General features: G+C 62.6%; 10 protein-coding genes, 1 tRNA gene and 1 other RNA gene. 5 read left to right on the top strand and 7 right to left on the bottom strand.

Features of this window, described 5'->3' with window-relative positions; translation table 11 throughout:
• Positions 1 to 106 precede the first annotated feature (106 nt).
• From ABEA06_RS12660 to ABEA06_RS12640, 5 genes are all read right to left on the bottom strand, one after another.
• The gene (locus tag ABEA06_RS12660; RefSeq protein WP_303382576.1) at positions 107 to 1,393 is read right to left on the bottom strand and encodes an aspartate kinase; all 1,287 of its coding nucleotides are present in this window, start codon (positions 1,391 to 1,393) and stop codon (positions 107 to 109) included.
• 129 nt (positions 1,394 to 1,522) lie between these two features.
• The gene (gene recR / locus ABEA06_RS12655) at positions 1,523 to 2,128 is read right to left on the bottom strand and encodes a recombination mediator RecR (protein ID WP_303382577.1); all 606 of its coding nucleotides are present in this window, start codon (positions 2,126 to 2,128) and stop codon (positions 1,523 to 1,525) included.
• A gap of 20 nt (positions 2,129 to 2,148) precedes the next feature.
• Positions 2,149 to 5,124 (bottom strand): DNA polymerase III subunit gamma and tau, encoded by a 2,976-nt coding sequence (locus tag ABEA06_RS12650; RefSeq protein ID WP_345311705.1) that lies wholly within the window; start codon positions 5,122 to 5,124, stop codon positions 2,149 to 2,151.
• Positions 5,125 to 5,188: 64 nt separating this feature from the next.
• An RNA gene (gene ffs / locus ABEA06_RS12645) (signal recognition particle sRNA small type) lies at positions 5,189 to 5,285 on the bottom strand.
• Between the two features lie 30 nt (positions 5,286 to 5,315).
• Entirely contained in the window at positions 5,316 to 6,389 is a 1,074-nt protein-coding gene (locus ABEA06_RS12640) for a LacI family DNA-binding transcriptional regulator (RefSeq protein WP_345311704.1), read from the bottom strand.
• A 361-nt stretch (positions 6,390 to 6,750) separates the two neighbouring features.
• Between ABEA06_RS12640 and ABEA06_RS12635 the strand changes: the two genes are divergently transcribed.
• From ABEA06_RS12635 to ABEA06_RS12615, 5 genes are all read left to right on the top strand, one after another.
• Entirely contained in the window at positions 6,751 to 7,905 is a 1,155-nt protein-coding gene (locus ABEA06_RS12635) for an ABC transporter ATP-binding protein (RefSeq protein ID WP_345311703.1), read from the top strand.
• Positions 7,906 to 7,973: 68 nt separating this feature from the next.
• On the top strand, positions 7,974 to 9,209 hold the full coding sequence (locus tag ABEA06_RS12630; RefSeq protein ID WP_345311702.1) for a sugar ABC transporter substrate-binding protein: 1,236 nt from the start codon (positions 7,974 to 7,976) through the stop codon (positions 9,207 to 9,209).
• Positions 9,206 to 10,837 carry an ABC transporter permease subunit gene (locus ABEA06_RS12625; protein WP_345311701.1) on the top strand — a complete coding sequence of 544 codons (1,632 nt, stop codon included), beginning with the start codon at positions 9,206 to 9,208 and terminating at the stop codon, positions 10,835 to 10,837. The genes ABEA06_RS12630 and ABEA06_RS12625 overlap by 4 nt, the downstream gene beginning before the upstream one ends.
• Position 10,838: 1 nt before the next feature.
• Positions 10,839 to 11,753 carry a sugar ABC transporter permease gene (locus tag ABEA06_RS12620; RefSeq protein ID WP_345311700.1) on the top strand — a complete coding sequence of 305 codons (915 nt, stop codon included), beginning with the start codon at positions 10,839 to 10,841 and terminating at the stop codon, positions 11,751 to 11,753.
• A gap of 127 nt (positions 11,754 to 11,880) precedes the next feature.
• Positions 11,881 to 11,965: transfer RNA gene (locus ABEA06_RS12615), tRNA-Ser, on the top strand.
• Positions 11,966 to 12,550: 585 nt separating this feature from the next.
• On the opposite strand, the gene ABEA06_RS12610 is transcribed toward ABEA06_RS12615, so the two are convergent.
• The gene (locus tag ABEA06_RS12610) at positions 12,551 to 13,339 is read right to left on the bottom strand and encodes a hypothetical protein (protein ID WP_345311699.1); all 789 of its coding nucleotides are present in this window, start codon (positions 13,337 to 13,339) and stop codon (positions 12,551 to 12,553) included.
• 289 nt (positions 13,340 to 13,628) lie between these two features.
• Positions 13,629 to 14,537: a DUF3800 domain-containing protein gene (locus ABEA06_RS12605; protein ID WP_345311698.1), complete on the bottom strand. Its 909-nt coding sequence runs from the start codon at positions 14,535 to 14,537 to the stop codon at positions 13,629 to 13,631.
• Positions 14,538 to 14,943: the final 406 nt, after the last annotated feature.

Genomic DNA, 14,943 nt, shown 5'->3' with positions numbered 1-14,943 from the left:
GCCTCTCCAACGTCTAGGACGCGTCTGTCAATTTGTGCATTAAAGTTTAGGTCACGGGCCACTCGGATGGCAGCCCGTGACCGTTATATCTAAGAAACCGAGATTCTCAGCGGCCCGTCCCCCCGTGCACGGTGGCCTCACTGTCCGCGTCCAAACCGAAAGCGGTGTGCAGGGCGCGTACCGCGGTGTCCAACTTGCGGACATCGGTGATGACGGAAAGCCGCACCTCAGAGGTCGAAATCATGTCCACGTTGATGTCCGCTTGGGCCAAGGCCTGGAAGAACTTGAACGACACCCCCGTGTTCGTTTTCATGCCCGCGCCGACCAGCGAGATCTTACCCACCTGATCGTCATAATCGAGACTTGTGTAACCGATCTTTTCCTCCGCGGCGCGCAACAAGTTCATTGCAAGATCGCCCTGTGACTCGTCCAGGGTGAAGGACAGGTCGGTCAGGGGGCGATCACCGGTGGAGACGTTCTGGACAATCATGTCCACGTTGACTTTGGAGTCCGCAAGCAGTCGGAAGATGCGGGAGGCGATTCCGGGGCGGTCGGGAACCCCCACCACGGTGATTTTGGCCTGCGTGCGATCATGTGCGATGCCAGAAATCAGCGGTTGTTCCAAGGGAATCTCCTTCTGCGGCGTGAAGTTTTCGTGGGGCGTGGGCATGACCCATGTGCCTTCGTTGTGGCTGAACGACGAGCGAACGTGCAAGGGCACGTTGAAGCGGCGCGCGTATTCCACGCAACGCAGGTGCAGAATCTTGGCCCCGTTGGCCGCCAGCTCCAACATTTCTTCGGAGGACACGCGATCCAGTTTCTGCGCGGAGGGCACTATGCGGGGGTCCGCGGTGTACACGCCGTCCACATCCGAGTAGATCTCGCACACGTCCGCGTTGAGTGCGGCGGCAAGTGCCACTGCGGTGGTGTCGGAACCTCCGCGGCCCAGGGTGGTGATGTCCTTGGTGGACCGGTGCACACCCTGAAAGCCGGCGATGATGGCAATGTTGCCGGCGTCCAGCGCCTCGCGGACACGGAGAGGATTGACCTCCACGAGTTTGGCCGCGCCGTGATCGCCGTCCGTGATCATCCCGGCCTGTGAGCCGGTGAAGGACTGGGCGGGAACACCGACCTCGGAAGTCGCCATGGCCAGCAGGGCCATGGAAATACGTTCCCCGGCGGTCAGGAGCATGTCCAGCTCGCGGGCCGGTGGCTTACGAGTGACCTCGTTGGCCAGATCCAGCAGGTCATCGGTGGTGTCCCCCATGGCGGAAACCACCACCACAACGTCGTTGCCTGCGTTGCGGGTTTCTGCCACCCGGCGGGCAACTCGGCGAATTCCATCGGCATCAGAAACCGAGGAGCCACCGAACTTTTGAACAATGAGGCTCATATATTCCTCTCGGACAGCGTACGTACCACGGGATCAAGTGGTGTGGCGTCCATGCTAACTGTTCATGCGCCCATGATCGGTTCGGAGTCCAATGATCATCTCGGAGCCCAATGAGGCGACGCTGAGGACTTAGTTCGCTTCAGCGACAACGGTGCGCCCTTCGAAGGCCCGGCCGAGGGTGACCTCATCCGCGTACTCCAGGTCACCGCCCACGGGGAGACCCGAGGCCAGGCGTGTGACACGGATGCCCAGGGTTTTGAGCATGCGGGAGAGGTAGGTGGCGGTGGCTTCACCCTCCAAATTGGGGTCGGTGGCCAGGACGATCTCCTGGATCGTCTCATCCGACAACCGGGTCATGAGCTCGCGGATCCGCAACTGATCGGGGCCCACACCCTGGAGAGGCGAGATAGCGCCGCCCAGCACATGGTACAAACCGCGGTAGCTGCGGGTCCGTTCAATGGCCATGACGTCCTTGGACTCCTCGACCACGCAAATCACGGTGCGGTCGCGGCGGGTATCGCGGCAGATGGCGCATTCTTCCTGTTCGCTCACGTTGCCGCAGACCTGGCAGAAGGACACGGATGTCTTGACCGTGGTGATGGCGTCCACGAGCTGTTGGACCTCATCCTTGTCCGCGTCCAGCAAATGGAATGCAATGCGCTGTGCGGATTTGGGTCCTACACCCGGGAGCCGTCCCAGCTCGTCAATGAGGTCTTGGACCGCGCCTTCGTACACAGTTCTCCTTGGGGGTTCGGTTAGTTCGCTTGGTGGGGACGCTCTTCAATGAGCAAGCCCCCCAGAATTCTTTCGATGGCCGCACGACCGTACAACGAGGAATCCTCGATGGACTCGTCATCAGCGCTCGGCGAGAAGTTCTCATCCTCGGTGCTGTCCGACGGGTCATCCGCCTGCGGCACTGTCGGGCGTTGCCGCGCCGCCGCAATTTCTGCGGCATGCCGTTCCCTGAAGCTCGGTCGCTGAGTGCGAGGACTGGTGGCCTGGGCTGGTGCTTGTCCACTCGGCCCGGTCGGGCGACGCTCCGGCATCTCGTAAAGATCGGCGGGGGGTTCGTCTTCCGGAGGGGGCGGAGGTTCGTGGGGCGTCCAATACTCGTTGCTGGGTTCCGGCGAGTGCGCGGAATCCGAAGGTAACTGCCGGGGTGCTGGGTCCGCCGTGGCAACGGGGCTCGTTTCCACGGGGCCGGACGGCCGGTCCTGCGGCTGTCCAGGGTCCTCGGCAGGTTCGGACTCCGTGGCCGTATCTTGATCGGAGCCGCCGGAGCCGCCGGAGCCGCCGGAGCCGACCTCGGGCGCGATGTCAGGCGTGCCTTCGTCGACGTGAGCCGTGGCATCCTCGGAACCCGGATCAATGCTGAAATCGGCGGGGGAGAGAGTCGCCGGTTCCGATGATTTGGCAGAGGAGGCAGAATCGTTTGAATCCGCAGCAGCCTCCGCCGCGTCCGCCGGAATCGCAGTGGTCGCAGCGGGTGATTCGGCGGGCTCACCCTGCGGGATCTTCGCCACGGACCATGAGGTCACGGGCTCATCGGAATCGGGTTCCGGATCGGGCTCCGGAGCCTCCTCACGGGATTGCCGGGTCTGGCTGGAGAGCCGTTGCCGATCGTGGGCATCATGGCCCGCCTGAGAGGAGTCCTGTTCCCCGCGCGGCTGCCCAACCTCAGGCGCGGGGCGCCGACGCTGCGCACCGAAGCCTTCCTGCTCGCGGAAGTACACGGGCGGTTCGTCGGTGGACTGCTGCCCGCTCTTGCCTTGGTCGGTTCCGCGCGTGGGTCCTCCGGGACCGCCGCTTCCAGTGCCTTGCTGTCCGCCTCGAGCCGGCCCGCCGGAACCGTTACCATCCGGGCTCTTGCCGCGGGTGGGGCCGCCCGGATTTCCGCCGGTCTGACCGCCACCGTGGGAGTCACCGGGGCGTACCGCTTCGATGCGACAGTCGATTCCGAGCACGGAGTGGATGGCCGCACGCACATCGTTCTCGAAGCGGGGGAAGTTCAGCAGATCACCCTCGGCGTCAAAAGCGATGCGCAGCGTCTGGCCGTCGAAGGTCACGGGGGTGCCGCGCATCGTGACCGTCCAGGCGACGCGGCGAATCTCGGCCAGGGCGGACACTATTTCGGGCCAGGAAGCACGCAACAGCTCGATTTCCCCGCCCTGGTCAGATTCTTCCGAAATGGGGCGCGCCGGCTGGGTGTCTCGATGCTCGGGCCCGTGATCGGCAGGCTCATTGTCCTGGGCGGCGTCCGGTTCACCTCGGCCGGTACGGCCGTCCGCGGGCGGCCGGCCATGGCTGACCTCACGGTCTTGCTCGGGAACCGGCTCCGCAGCTGCCGGGTGCGAGGTGCCTCCCGGTTCTTCGGTGCCGTCTTGGGGATCCGTGGGTTCTTCCATGGTCGGCGCGGTCATCCCGGCCGACGGCGGAGCCACAGTGGGTGGGGCTGCGGGCGGATCCACGCGCTCGGGTGCGGTGTGGCGTTGTGGTGCGGCAGCGGCGTCGTCGGGGGAGGAATGCTGCTCGGTCTCAGAGGTGCCCGGGCGAATTCCGGCGCCGCGGGGAATGCTGAGACGGCGCTCGAGGCGGTCCACACGGGCCGTGATGCCGCGTGTGGTGTGGTCCGCGGAGGGCAGGAGGATGCGCGCGCACAGCAGCTCCAGGTGGAGCTGCGGCGAGGTGGCCCCGGTCATCTCGTTGAGTGCGGTGTTGGTGATGTCGGCGGCGCGTGAGAGTTCCGCGGCCCCGAGCAGGGTGGCCTGATTGCGCAACCTGTTGATTTGATCGGTGGGCATGCCGTGCAAGATGTTGGCGGCGGAATCCGGGACCGCGTTGACCACCACCAGATCGCGGAAGCGTTCCAGCAGATCCTCCACGAACCTGCGCGGATCCTGACCCGTTTGGACAACGCGGTCAATGGCGCTGAAAACCGTGGCGGCGTCACCGGCGGCGAAGGCATCCACGACGTCGTCGAGCAGGGCCGCGTGAGTGTAGCCGAGCAGGGCCACGGCGAGGTCGTACGTCATACCGCGATCGTCCGAACCGGCCATGAGCTGGTCCAACACGGACAACGAATCGCGGACCGAACCGCCGCCGGCGCGAACCACCAGGGACAGGACGCCGGGCTCCGTGGCCACGTGCTCCTGCTCGCTCAGCTGCTCCAGGTACTGCATGAGGGGCTCCGGCGGAACCAGGCGGAACGGGTAGTGGTGGGTGCGCGAGCGAATGGTGGTGAGCACCTTGGACGGCTCGGTGGTTGCAAAGATGAACTTCACGTGCTCCGGCGGCTCCTCCACGATCTTGAGGAGGGCGTTGAAGCCCTCACGTGTGACCATGTGCGCCTCATCGATGATGAAGATCTTGTAGCGATCCCGCACCGGGGCGAAAGTCGCACGTTCACGCAGGTCACGCGCATGGTCAACGCCACCATGGGACGCGGCGTCCATCTCGATGACGTCCAGTGAACCCGCACCGTCACGGGAAAGATCGCGGCAGGAATCGCAGTGACCGCATGGGGTGGCTGCGGGGCCCTCGGCGCAGTTGAGGCAACGTGCAAGGATGCGGGCGGACGTGGTCTTACCGCAACCGCGCGGACCGGAGAACAAGTAGGCGTGATTGACGCTGTTCTTGCGCAGGGCAGTCATGAGGGGCTCGGTCACGTGTTCCTGACCGATGACGTCCTCGAACGTCTCCGGGCGATAACGGCGGTACAGGGCGGTAGTCACGTATGAAACCTTAGCCGCGGTCACCGACAGGCACAGCGCAACCGCACGGTTGGGGAGTTAGAGACGAAAAGACCCCTCGCGCACCCGCCAGAGCCCATTTACCCTTGCTACCTTCCGGTCCTGGGGGAGTTCAACAGGATGACGCCACGCGAGGGGCTGCCCACTACTTTAGCTCAACTGGGAGCAGAGTTCTAAACCGGTGGGGCGGTCGAGGAGCGCACCAAGAAATTGGTGGGATGCAACTCGTGTGAGGCCGTCACCGGGTCCCCGGATAGTTGTTGCAGCAATAGCTGCGCCGCCCGGGTGCCCTGTTGCCGTGCGTGTTGGTTGACCGTGGTCAGCCCGAACGCCTCTCCTATCGGGTGGGCGTCGATGCCGATCACCGATAGGTCTCCGGGGACCTGAAGGCCCAGGTTTGCGGCCGCCAGGATGGCCCCGGTCGCCATTTCATCGGCCGCGGCAAAGATGGCGGTGGGGCGATCCGCCGGCGCGGCGAGCAGGCTCTTCACTCGCTGGTAGGCACCCGAGAACGTGAAATCGGCCACGAGCAACCACCGGGGGTCGATCTCCAATCCGGCAGCCGTCATTGCCCGCTCGAACCCGCGGCGCCGATCGCTGGCCATAGGAAAGGAACGGCCGGCTTCGGGAGGCCCGCCGACGAAAGCGATCCGCCGGTGGCCCAGCTCGATCAAATGGTTGGTGGCGCGAAGACCGGCGTCCAGGTCGTCCACGCTGACCGTGGGGGCGCCCTCGAGTGAACCGCCGATCCCCGCCAGGGGGATGCCTGCCGAGAACAACTGCTCTGTCTCCGACGGGTCCAATCGCAGTGACACCACGGCGGCCGCATCCAGATGCCTGCGGAGCAAGAAATCGGTGAGCACGCTCTCGAGGAAGTTCTCGCCCTGCAGGTTGTACAGAGCGGCGTCGTAACCGGCACCCGTGAGTGTACCGGCGATACCGTCGAGAACGGTCGCGAAGAACCATCGATCGACGTAGGGCAGGACCACACCGATGTTGCGACTGCGTCCACTGGCCAGACTCGACGCGTGGTGGGAGGGGACGAACCCGAGTTCCTTGGCGGCCTCCTCGACCCGTTGTCTGGTTTTCGATGAGACGGGGCCACTACCGGTGAGCGCGCGCGAGACCGTTGCCGTGGACACTCCTACTTTCGCCGCGACGTCCTTCAGGCGAGGCGGGGCCTGAAGCGGACGATGCGCCGGTAGTTCAGGGACGACCATGGACGCGCCTCCGGAATCAATAAACATGGGTGATTGCGGCCCGCATGAGCGCGCCGCAGTCAATTGGGTGTGACCCGGCCGCGAACAGGTATCAGGTGACGTTCCCTCATTATTGCCCGAGTGGCAGCCCGATGCACGGCATGGATCATTCGAGGACGGGTAAGTGTTCGATCGCCTCCGGCGATGGCCCCGGGTGACTTGGATCGATGGAAGTGTCTTCCTTTAATCCCGACTCGGGGGCGCAGCTTGTATTGATTGCCACATGGCAGTGGAATCGCTTACATTAGTGATAAGCGTCACAACCCATTCGGTTGAGCCGCTGAGCGGCAGCCTGGCCACGGGGTGCCGGAACTCCCCGCGACGGGGTCTCTGAAAGGAATCTCTGCCCATGGCTGCCGTGACCTTCGACCGCATCACTTGTCAGTACCCGGGGGCCGAGCGCCCATCCGTGACGGATCTGGACCTCGACATCGCGGACGGAGAATTCTTGGTCCTGGTGGGTCCGTCCGGCTGTGGCAAGTCGACCACCCTTCGCATGCTGGCGGGACTCGAAGACATCACGGACGGCAAGATTCTGATCGGGGATCGCGATGTCACCGACGTCCCTTCCCGGGACCGCGACATCGCCATGGTCTTCCAGAACTACGCCTTGTACCCGCACATGACCGTGGCGGACAATATGGGGTTCGCGCTTAAGATCGCCAACGTGAACGCGGAGGAGCGCCGTAGGCGGGTCGAAGATGCTGCCAAGATCCTAGACCTGACCCAGTTCCTGGACCGCAAGCCCAAGGCCCTCTCCGGCGGTCAGCGCCAACGCGTGGCCATGGGGCGAGCCATCGTCCGTTCGCCGCAGGTATTCCTGATGGATGAGCCGCTGTCCAACCTGGATGCCAAGCTGCGCGTCCAGACCCGAACCCAGATCGCTGCACTGACCCGCCGCCTGGGTGTCACCACCGTCTATGTGACCCACGACCAGGTGGAGGCCATGACCATGGGTGACAGGGTGGCCGTACTCAAGGACGGCGTGCTCATGCAGGTTGACACCCCCAGGAATCTCTACGACCACCCCAATAGCGAGTTCGTTGCCGGGTTCATCGGTTCACCGGCCATGAACCTGTTTCGTGCGACCGTGCACCACCGGCAGGTGAAGTTGGGGTCCCTGACCCTAGATCTCTCCCCCGCCCAGCAAGAGGTACTGACCACCGACGAAGTCACCGTGGGTATCCGCCCCGAGGACATGGCTACAGCTCAGGAAGGTACGGGGCTGCCCATTGTCGCCGAGGTGGTTGAGGAACTCGGCGCGGACGCCTATGTGTACGGCTACCTCGCGCCGGTCACTGCTGCTAACACCGTGGTGCGGGTGGATCCCTCCGCGCAGGTTGCGGAAGCCGATCCCGACGCGAAGGACGATGGCGCCAGCCCCGTGGTTGTGCGCACGGACGGTCGCACGCCGTTGCGGGTCGGTAGCACCGTGTGGGTGGCCCCGAACACGGAACACATCCACTTTTTCGACGCGGCAACCGGTCATCGGTTGCCCCAATGAGACCGGTCCCCGCCCTCGCGTGGATCGGCCACTTCATGAGCACACGGACAACTGAAGAGGACAATCTCATGACTCCCTCACGCCGGTTAGCCGCGGCAACCGCTGGCTGCGCTCTTCTCCTCGCGGGGTGTTCCTCCGCGCCCACCACGGGGGTGGCAGCGCTGGGTGTGAGCCCGGGAGAAGTCACGATCCAGGCCGGTGACGACGAAATCCCCGCGTTGCGCCAAATCGCCGAGAAATACACGGCGGACACCGGTGTGGACGTGCGCTTCATCGAGCGGGAGATCAACGCCCAGGCCATCTCCAACTTTATCTCCCAGTCGCCCACCGGGCAGGCTCCAGACATCATCGTGTCCCCCCACGACAACCTGGGTCAGTTGGCCGCCAACGGCGTGGTCGCGCCGGTCGAACTGGGCGACCGGGGTGAAGAGTTCACCCAGAACGCGCGGGACGCCGTGGTCTACAACGGGGTCAGCTACGGGGTGCCCTACGCGGTGGAAAGCGTGGCGCTGGTGCGCAACAACGACCTGACCACCGATGATCCCGAGACGTTCAATGCATTGCGCGCGGAAGGTCACCGCCTCATGAACGAACGGGGTGTTGACTACCCGTTCACGGTGAGCCAGTCACCCGATGCCGGGGACCCTTACCACCTGTACCCACTGCAAACCTCCTTCGGGGCAGAAGTTTTTGAACGCGACGAGGACGGGGAGTACTCGAGCGCTCTGGCCATGGGTGGCCAGAGCGGACATGAATTCGCCCAATACCTGGCAGAACTGGGCCGAAGCGGAGACCTTCGGACATCCATGACGCCGGACATTGCCAAGGAATCATTCATGTCCGGCGAGTCCGCGTTCCACATCGCCGGTCCCTGGGATCTCGTGGACATCGAAGCCGCGGACATGAACGTGAGCGTTCTGCCCGTACCCCCCGCCGGTGGTGAAGAGGCGCGTCCGTTCGCCGGCGTTCAGGCCTTCTTCGTCAACGCCAACGCATCGAATCCGGTGGCGGCGCAGGACTTCGCCGCCAATTACCTGACTCGCCCGGAATCCCAGACGGCGATGTACGAAAGCACCGACCGGCCCCCGGCCAGCGAAGTGGCGATCGAGAACATGAAGGATGACCCGCTGCGTTCGGCATATGCGGAAATCGCCACCACGGCGTTACCCATGCCAGCCATCCCCGCCATGGGCGCGGTCTGGGCGTTCTGGGGGACCACCGAAAATGGGATCGTCAATGGCAACGGCGACCCGGTTGAGCTTTGGGATCGCATGGTCGCCAATATCGAAGGACAAATCCAATGAGTATGAGCACCGATCGTCCTGACACTTCTGCTGCGACTAACGGCTCGGACCACGGTGACAGTTTGAGCACTCCCCTGCACATCCGGCATTCCCACTCACGCGGCTTCAGCGCGGGGTTCGTGGTCAAGCTGGTCCTGATGGCATTGGTCAACGCCTTCGGCTTGTTCGGTATTCTCTCCGCGTGGGCGGCTGGGAGCTGGGGAATCCTGGCGTTCCTGTTGATTGCATTGATCGTTGCCGACCTGGTCTATTTCCTCCCGACCCGCAGGGTGTTGCCGGCCAAGTACCTCTACCCCGGGTTGATCTTCCTGCTGGTGTTCCAGATCTTCGTGGTCCTCTACACCGCGGCCACCGCTTTCACCAATTACGGCGATGGTCACAACTCCACCAAGGAAGCGGCCATCAATCAGCTCACCCGCACGTACGAACAGCGTGTGGAAGGTGGCAGGGAGTACTCCGTGAGAGTGCTCAGCAACAACGGTGAGCTCGCGTTGGCTACAGCGCAGGACGCGCAAGTGCTGGTGGGAACGCAGGATCAGCCGCTTTCGGTAGCCGGGGATGCTCAGGTCACCGACGGTGTCATTACGGAAGTTCCCGGCTATGACCTGCTGGACTACGGCCAGGTCACGGCTGCGTACGAGGAGGTCATGGACCTCCGGGTACCCGTTTCCGAGGAAGCCGCCGACGGCGTATTGCGCACCGATGACGGCCGCACGGCGTATGCCTACATGCCGTCCCTGGTGTACGACGAGCAAACGGACGCCATGGTGGCCAATGACGGGACCGTGTACCCGAACAACGGAGAAGGCTCATTCGTCAGCCCCACGGGTGAGGAACTGCGCCCCGGTTGGCGGGTTTTCGTGGGACTCCAGAATTTTGCGGCCATTTTCAATCCGGAGATCCTGGGCGGCCCGTTCGTGTCCGTCACTCTGTGGACCTTCGTGTTCGCCATCCTCTCCGTGGCTCTCACGTTTTTCCTGGGTCTCCTCTTAGCCATTCTGTTCAACGACAAGAACCTGAAGTTCCGCACCGTCTACCGGGCGATCATCTTCCTGCCCTATGCATTTCCCGCGTTCCTGTCGATCCTGATCTGGGCGGGCCTGCTCAACGCGGACTTCGGGTACATCAACCAGGTGCTCCTGGGCGGCGCAAACATCCCCTGGTTGGACAACCCCTGGCTGGCCAGGGCCTCGTTGCTGATGGTGAACCTGTGGCTGGGCTTCCCCTACATGTTCCTGGTGACCACGGGTGCCCTGCAGTCCATCCCGTCCGAGCTGTACGAATCGGCGGAAATGGACGGCGCGGGTGCTGCGCAGAGGTTCCGTTCGATCACCCTGCCGATGCTCATGGTGGCCGTTGGTCCTTTGCTGATCGCCTCGTTCGCCATGAACTTCAACAACTTCAACGTGATTTACCTATTGACCGGTGGCGGGCCGCAGAATCTGGAATCCACCACTGGTGTGGGTGCCACGGACATCTTGATTTCTTTCGTGTACAAGATCGCCTTTGCGGGCGGTACCAACGATTACGGCGTGGCTTCCGCGCTGTCCATCCTCATCTTCATCATGGTCGCGTTGGTCTCGGCACTGACGTTCCGCCGCAGCATAGCTTTCGAGGAGATCAACTAACATGTCTACGTCAACCACCTCGACCGCCAAGAACAACCGGTCCGGTTCCCGCTCGCGGCTCAGCGCCGGACAGCGTTTCGCCCGCGGGGGATGGAAACACATTGCCGCGATCGTGGCCTGCATCTTCGCCCTGTTCCCGCTGGTCTACGCGTTTTCGGCGTCATTGTCGCCTACCGGTTCACTGCTGGGCTCCAACGATCTCTTCGCTGAGGTGACCGGCGCCAATTACCAGAACCTGCTCACCGATCCGCAGAATCCGTTCATGACGTGGTTCGGGAACTCCATGCTCATTTCCATCATCACCGCGGCCGGGGCGGTACTGATGGGGGCAGCCGCTGCCTACGCATTCTCACGGTTCCGCTTCAAGTTCCGTGGGGGCGGGCTGATGTCCCTGCTGATCATCCAGATGTTCCCGCAGTTGCTGGCGTTCGTGGCGATCTTCTTGCTGCTCTTCAGCATTTCCGAGGTATACCCGTTCCTAGGCCTGAACTCACGGATGGGTCTGGTCGCGGTCTACCTGGGGGGTGCATTGGGCGCCAATACGTTCCTGATGTACGGGTTCTTCAACACAATTCCCCGGGATCTGGACGAGGCCGCCACCCTGGACGGTGCTTCGCACTCGCAGATCTACTGGACGATCATCCTTCCCCTGGTCACACCCATCTTGGTGGTCGTAGGGATGCTCTCTTTCATCGCGTCCTTCTCGGACTTCCTGCTGGCGCAGATCGTGCTGCAGGACCCCGAGAAGTACACCCTGGCCGTGGGGCTGTATCAGTTCGTGTCCGTACAGTTCGGCGAGAATTGGGGCGTGTTCACCGCCGGTGCAATCCTGTCGGCAATCCCCGTGGTGCTTCTGTTCTTATTACTGCAGCGCTACATCGTCTCGGGTCTCACTGGCGGAGCGGTGAAGGGCTAGCGGTCGGCACAACGACGCCGCTCGGCCCAGATTTAGCCGCCGGTTCACCCTCGATTCGCATCCGGGGTTGGAGTTCCGCTATGCTGAGTGCCGCACGTTGCCCACGCGTTGGGGAATGTGCACGCCTGGAGGATTCGCCTAGCGGCCTATGGCGCACGCCTGGAACGCGTGTTGGGTTAACGCCCTCGGGGGTTCAAATCCCCCATCCTCCGCTCACATGAAAGGGCCTCTGACTAGGATAAACATCTAGTCGGAGGCCCTTTCGTCATCCCCACTGACTCCATTTTGACTCCATAGCTGCCCGTCGAGTCCCCGGGAACGAGAGGGCTCTATTCCTCGGCGCGCAAAATGCCAGAGGGGGCCCAGACCAGCAGCTCCCACTGGGTGCCGGCTGCTCCTGGCACGTCCACCTTGCCCTCCTGGTTCATTACCATGAGCCGGAAGGTAAGCGTGCGCTCTTCCTCGTTCACGTCGGCTTTGACTGTAACCGCAGCCGCGGCGGCTGCGTGATATTCCAGTGCGGCAAAAGACCAGTTACTGATGGGATACGGGTCGAATATCTCCCGGGCATCTCGTGCAACGGCCCCCGGGCTCTTGGCGCCTCTAAAAGTGCGAGGGATATGGCGTGCCACTTCGGCCCAGCGACCGGACTGCCATGCGGTCAGGAGAGAACCGACGATTTCAACTGGCTCGTGGCCGAAAAATTCCGGCTCGTCAGGAGCGACTGTCTGAGGAACGAAGTGTTGCCGGTACTGCCGCCAGCGACCATAGTCGCGAATCGCGCCAACTGTTTCCCTTCATGTCGGTGTGGCAGGCTTCGGGGCTTTCTCCTGTTGACGTGCGTCAGCCCAGTCCACCACCGCGAATAGCATGTTCCACGCCTTTGTGGCCACGACGGGGTTGTCGAACTTGGTGATGCTCCCGTGCATGATGCCGTGCCGGTGGAGTTCAAAGACCTCTTCATCTTGCCGCTTCTTGGTGGAAGCGGTAAAAGTCTGCATTACATGCGTCAAGCCGTGGTGGTGACCCACCACGCTGTCCCACGCGAACATCTCGTCCGCGTCCCGAGCGGCGAGCCCACGTCGCTTATCCGCTTCGAAGTCATTCACGAACCCGTCCATGACCGCAATCAGATGGAAGGCACAACTGCTGAACTGGCCCGCGTCGTAATGTTCACGCGCTCGGTCAATCTGCCCCATCCGAGCGCGTAGAGCTTCATGCCGGGAAAGCTGGAGCAACCACCAACCAGTGGTCTCGGTGTCCTGGTACATCTCAATTAGCGCTGCTTCGGCCCCCTCTGCCGTTTCAGTCTCCCGGAGGATCGATTCAATGCGCCCGACGTTCATCAGCTCATGGAAAATCCAGTTTCTCGGTCCCAGACGTTCGTAAAAGTCATCCACCGTTTGCGCGAGCTGCTGGAACTCTTTGTAGCGTTGCTGAAGCTCCGCCCATTGGTCCCGGGCTATGAAGCGAGTCAACAGGTCTACACCTTTGAAGCCCCGCGAGAGTTCACGAAATGACGGTAGGTCCATCACTGACCCGTAAGGCTTCCGTGGGTTATCAGTAGTTTTGCGGGGGGTACTCATATCGGAACGGTACATGCTCAACGGCGGGCCTGGGAGAAGTATGGGGGATAGCAGGTCACCGTTCGGCTGTTCCACGGGTTCCAGCACCTTCTGTTCCTCTCGCGAAACGAAAATCCTAGGGGGGAACGGAACCACGTGGAACACCTGGAACATCTCCGTCTCAGGCGGCCGTGTCCCACCCAGTGCGGGTGAGGACCCGGCGCATCTCCCGACGCATCCGCGCCCACTAATTGAGCGTCATGGATCTGGTCGAAAACACAGGCCCAAGGTGGAGGTGGGAATTCGCTACTTAGCTTCGTGCGTTAGCTCGCTCTGCTGCTGCCTTCATCTTGTGGAAAATCCTCGGATCAGCGGAGTTTGCAAACAACTGCCCCTGAGGAATTGGATGGAGGACCCGCTCACGGCGGAAAATCTCTGAATGGTGGAGGTCGTCGGCTGCTCGCTGCCACAGGTGGAGCTTCGACTCATGGGTGAACGCTCCGAACGGAGATTTCAGCTTGTGTCTGTCCGTGACCCACTCGTAGGGCGAGTCCTCTACGAGCTGGTACTCGATCGCTCTTGACACGCAGGCAGCGATCCAATCGGCGAACTGGATGTTGGCACTGAGTTGACTGTCGACGTGCATCGGTGGCTCAATGATGCGGCGCATCTCCTGATGATCAGCGGCGCGACCGAGGATGTGGCTGTACATGGTCGGCAGCCGCTCGGCCCGCGTTTTTTCGTTGATCTGGTCGATCATCACCATCACGTTCGTCCCATGTGACTCGGCATGCCGAGCGATCCTGTTCAAGGTCTCCTGCATCGCTGCGGTCTCGCGCTTCGCAGGCTCCACATTGGTCTGCTTGGGGGTCCCGATGGGCTTCTCGTCGGCGTAGTAGAAAAGCTGGCCTTGCAGCTTGCGGGCCTTGTTCACCAAGGCGTCGAACACCCTGAGGTGCTGCGGGAACAACTCGGGCGTCTGCTTGCGGAAGATGTCGGCGCCCTTGCGCTCCCATCGGCCAGGGTGCTTTGCCTGCTCGATCTCCTTGCGGAACAAGGCGCGCTTCTGATCGACGAAGCAGGCCCCGAAGTGCCGAGCCTCATTGGCGGGGATGATGAACCCGGCGTATCCGAAGGCGGGACTGGTGTTGAACTTCCGATCATCGCGCGCAACGAAGGCTCCGGTCTCGCCGATCTCGTCGATGTAAGCCAGCAGCATGTGATTAATCATCGCATCTCGCATGGAATCCCGCTGCTGACACGACCTACTTAACGCAGAAGCCCACGCCAATGGCGCGGGCTTCTCGAATTGGCGCTCGGGGAGCTGTTTCATCCCTAGCTACCGGTACTTAGCCTAGGCGGTGACTTACATATAGGCAAGCATCCGACGAGACTCAGCTAAAAGGTCCGGGAACGGGAGCGGGTGCCTCACGTAAGAATGTCCGCGTAGTTCCCTGGGGTGATGAGCAGGGAGTTGTCGATGGCATCGCGCCGTGAGATCACGAAGAAGTTCGCCCGCGAGTACGCGAAGGCGGGCAAGGCCGAGAAAAGCCGACTGCTGGATGAGTTGGTGCATGCCACGGGCTGGACTCGTGATCATGCCCGTCGCGCGATCCGCGCCGCGA

The sequence above is a fragment of the Kocuria gwangalliensis genome (genome assembly GCF_039544365.1).
In the GTDB taxonomy this organism is placed as follows: domain Bacteria; phylum Actinomycetota; class Actinomycetes; order Actinomycetales; family Micrococcaceae; genus Kocuria; species Kocuria gwangalliensis.
The sequence above is the reverse complement of the archived record's forward strand: the minus strand, read 5'-3'. Positions and strand labels throughout refer to the sequence as shown.

Bases quoted from the DNA above. Each gene is read 5' to 3' on its own strand.
- ABEA06_RS12660 (WP_303382576.1), bottom strand. From the start codon at position 1,393: ATGAGCCTCATTGTTCAAAAGTTCGGTGGCTCCTCGGTTTCTGATGCC.
- ABEA06_RS12640 (WP_345311704.1), bottom strand. From the start codon at position 6,389: ATGTTTATTGATTCCGGAGGCGCGTCCATGGTCGTCCCTGAACTACCG.
- ABEA06_RS12635 (WP_345311703.1), top strand. From the start codon at position 6,751: ATGGCTGCCGTGACCTTCGACCGCATCACTTGTCAGTACCCGGGGGCC.
- ABEA06_RS12630 (WP_345311702.1), top strand. From the start codon at position 7,974: ATGACTCCCTCACGCCGGTTAGCCGCGGCAACCGCTGGCTGCGCTCTT.
- ABEA06_RS12625 (WP_345311701.1), top strand. From the start codon at position 9,206: ATGAGTATGAGCACCGATCGTCCTGACACTTCTGCTGCGACTAACGGC.
- ABEA06_RS12620 (WP_345311700.1), top strand. From the start codon at position 10,839: ATGTCTACGTCAACCACCTCGACCGCCAAGAACAACCGGTCCGGTTCC.
- ABEA06_RS12610 (WP_345311699.1), bottom strand. From the start codon at position 13,339: ATGAGTACCCCCCGCAAAACTACTGATAACCCACGGAAGCCTTACGGG.
- ABEA06_RS12605 (WP_345311698.1), bottom strand. From the start codon at position 14,537: ATGCTGCTGGCTTACATCGACGAGATCGGCGAGACCGGAGCCTTCGTT.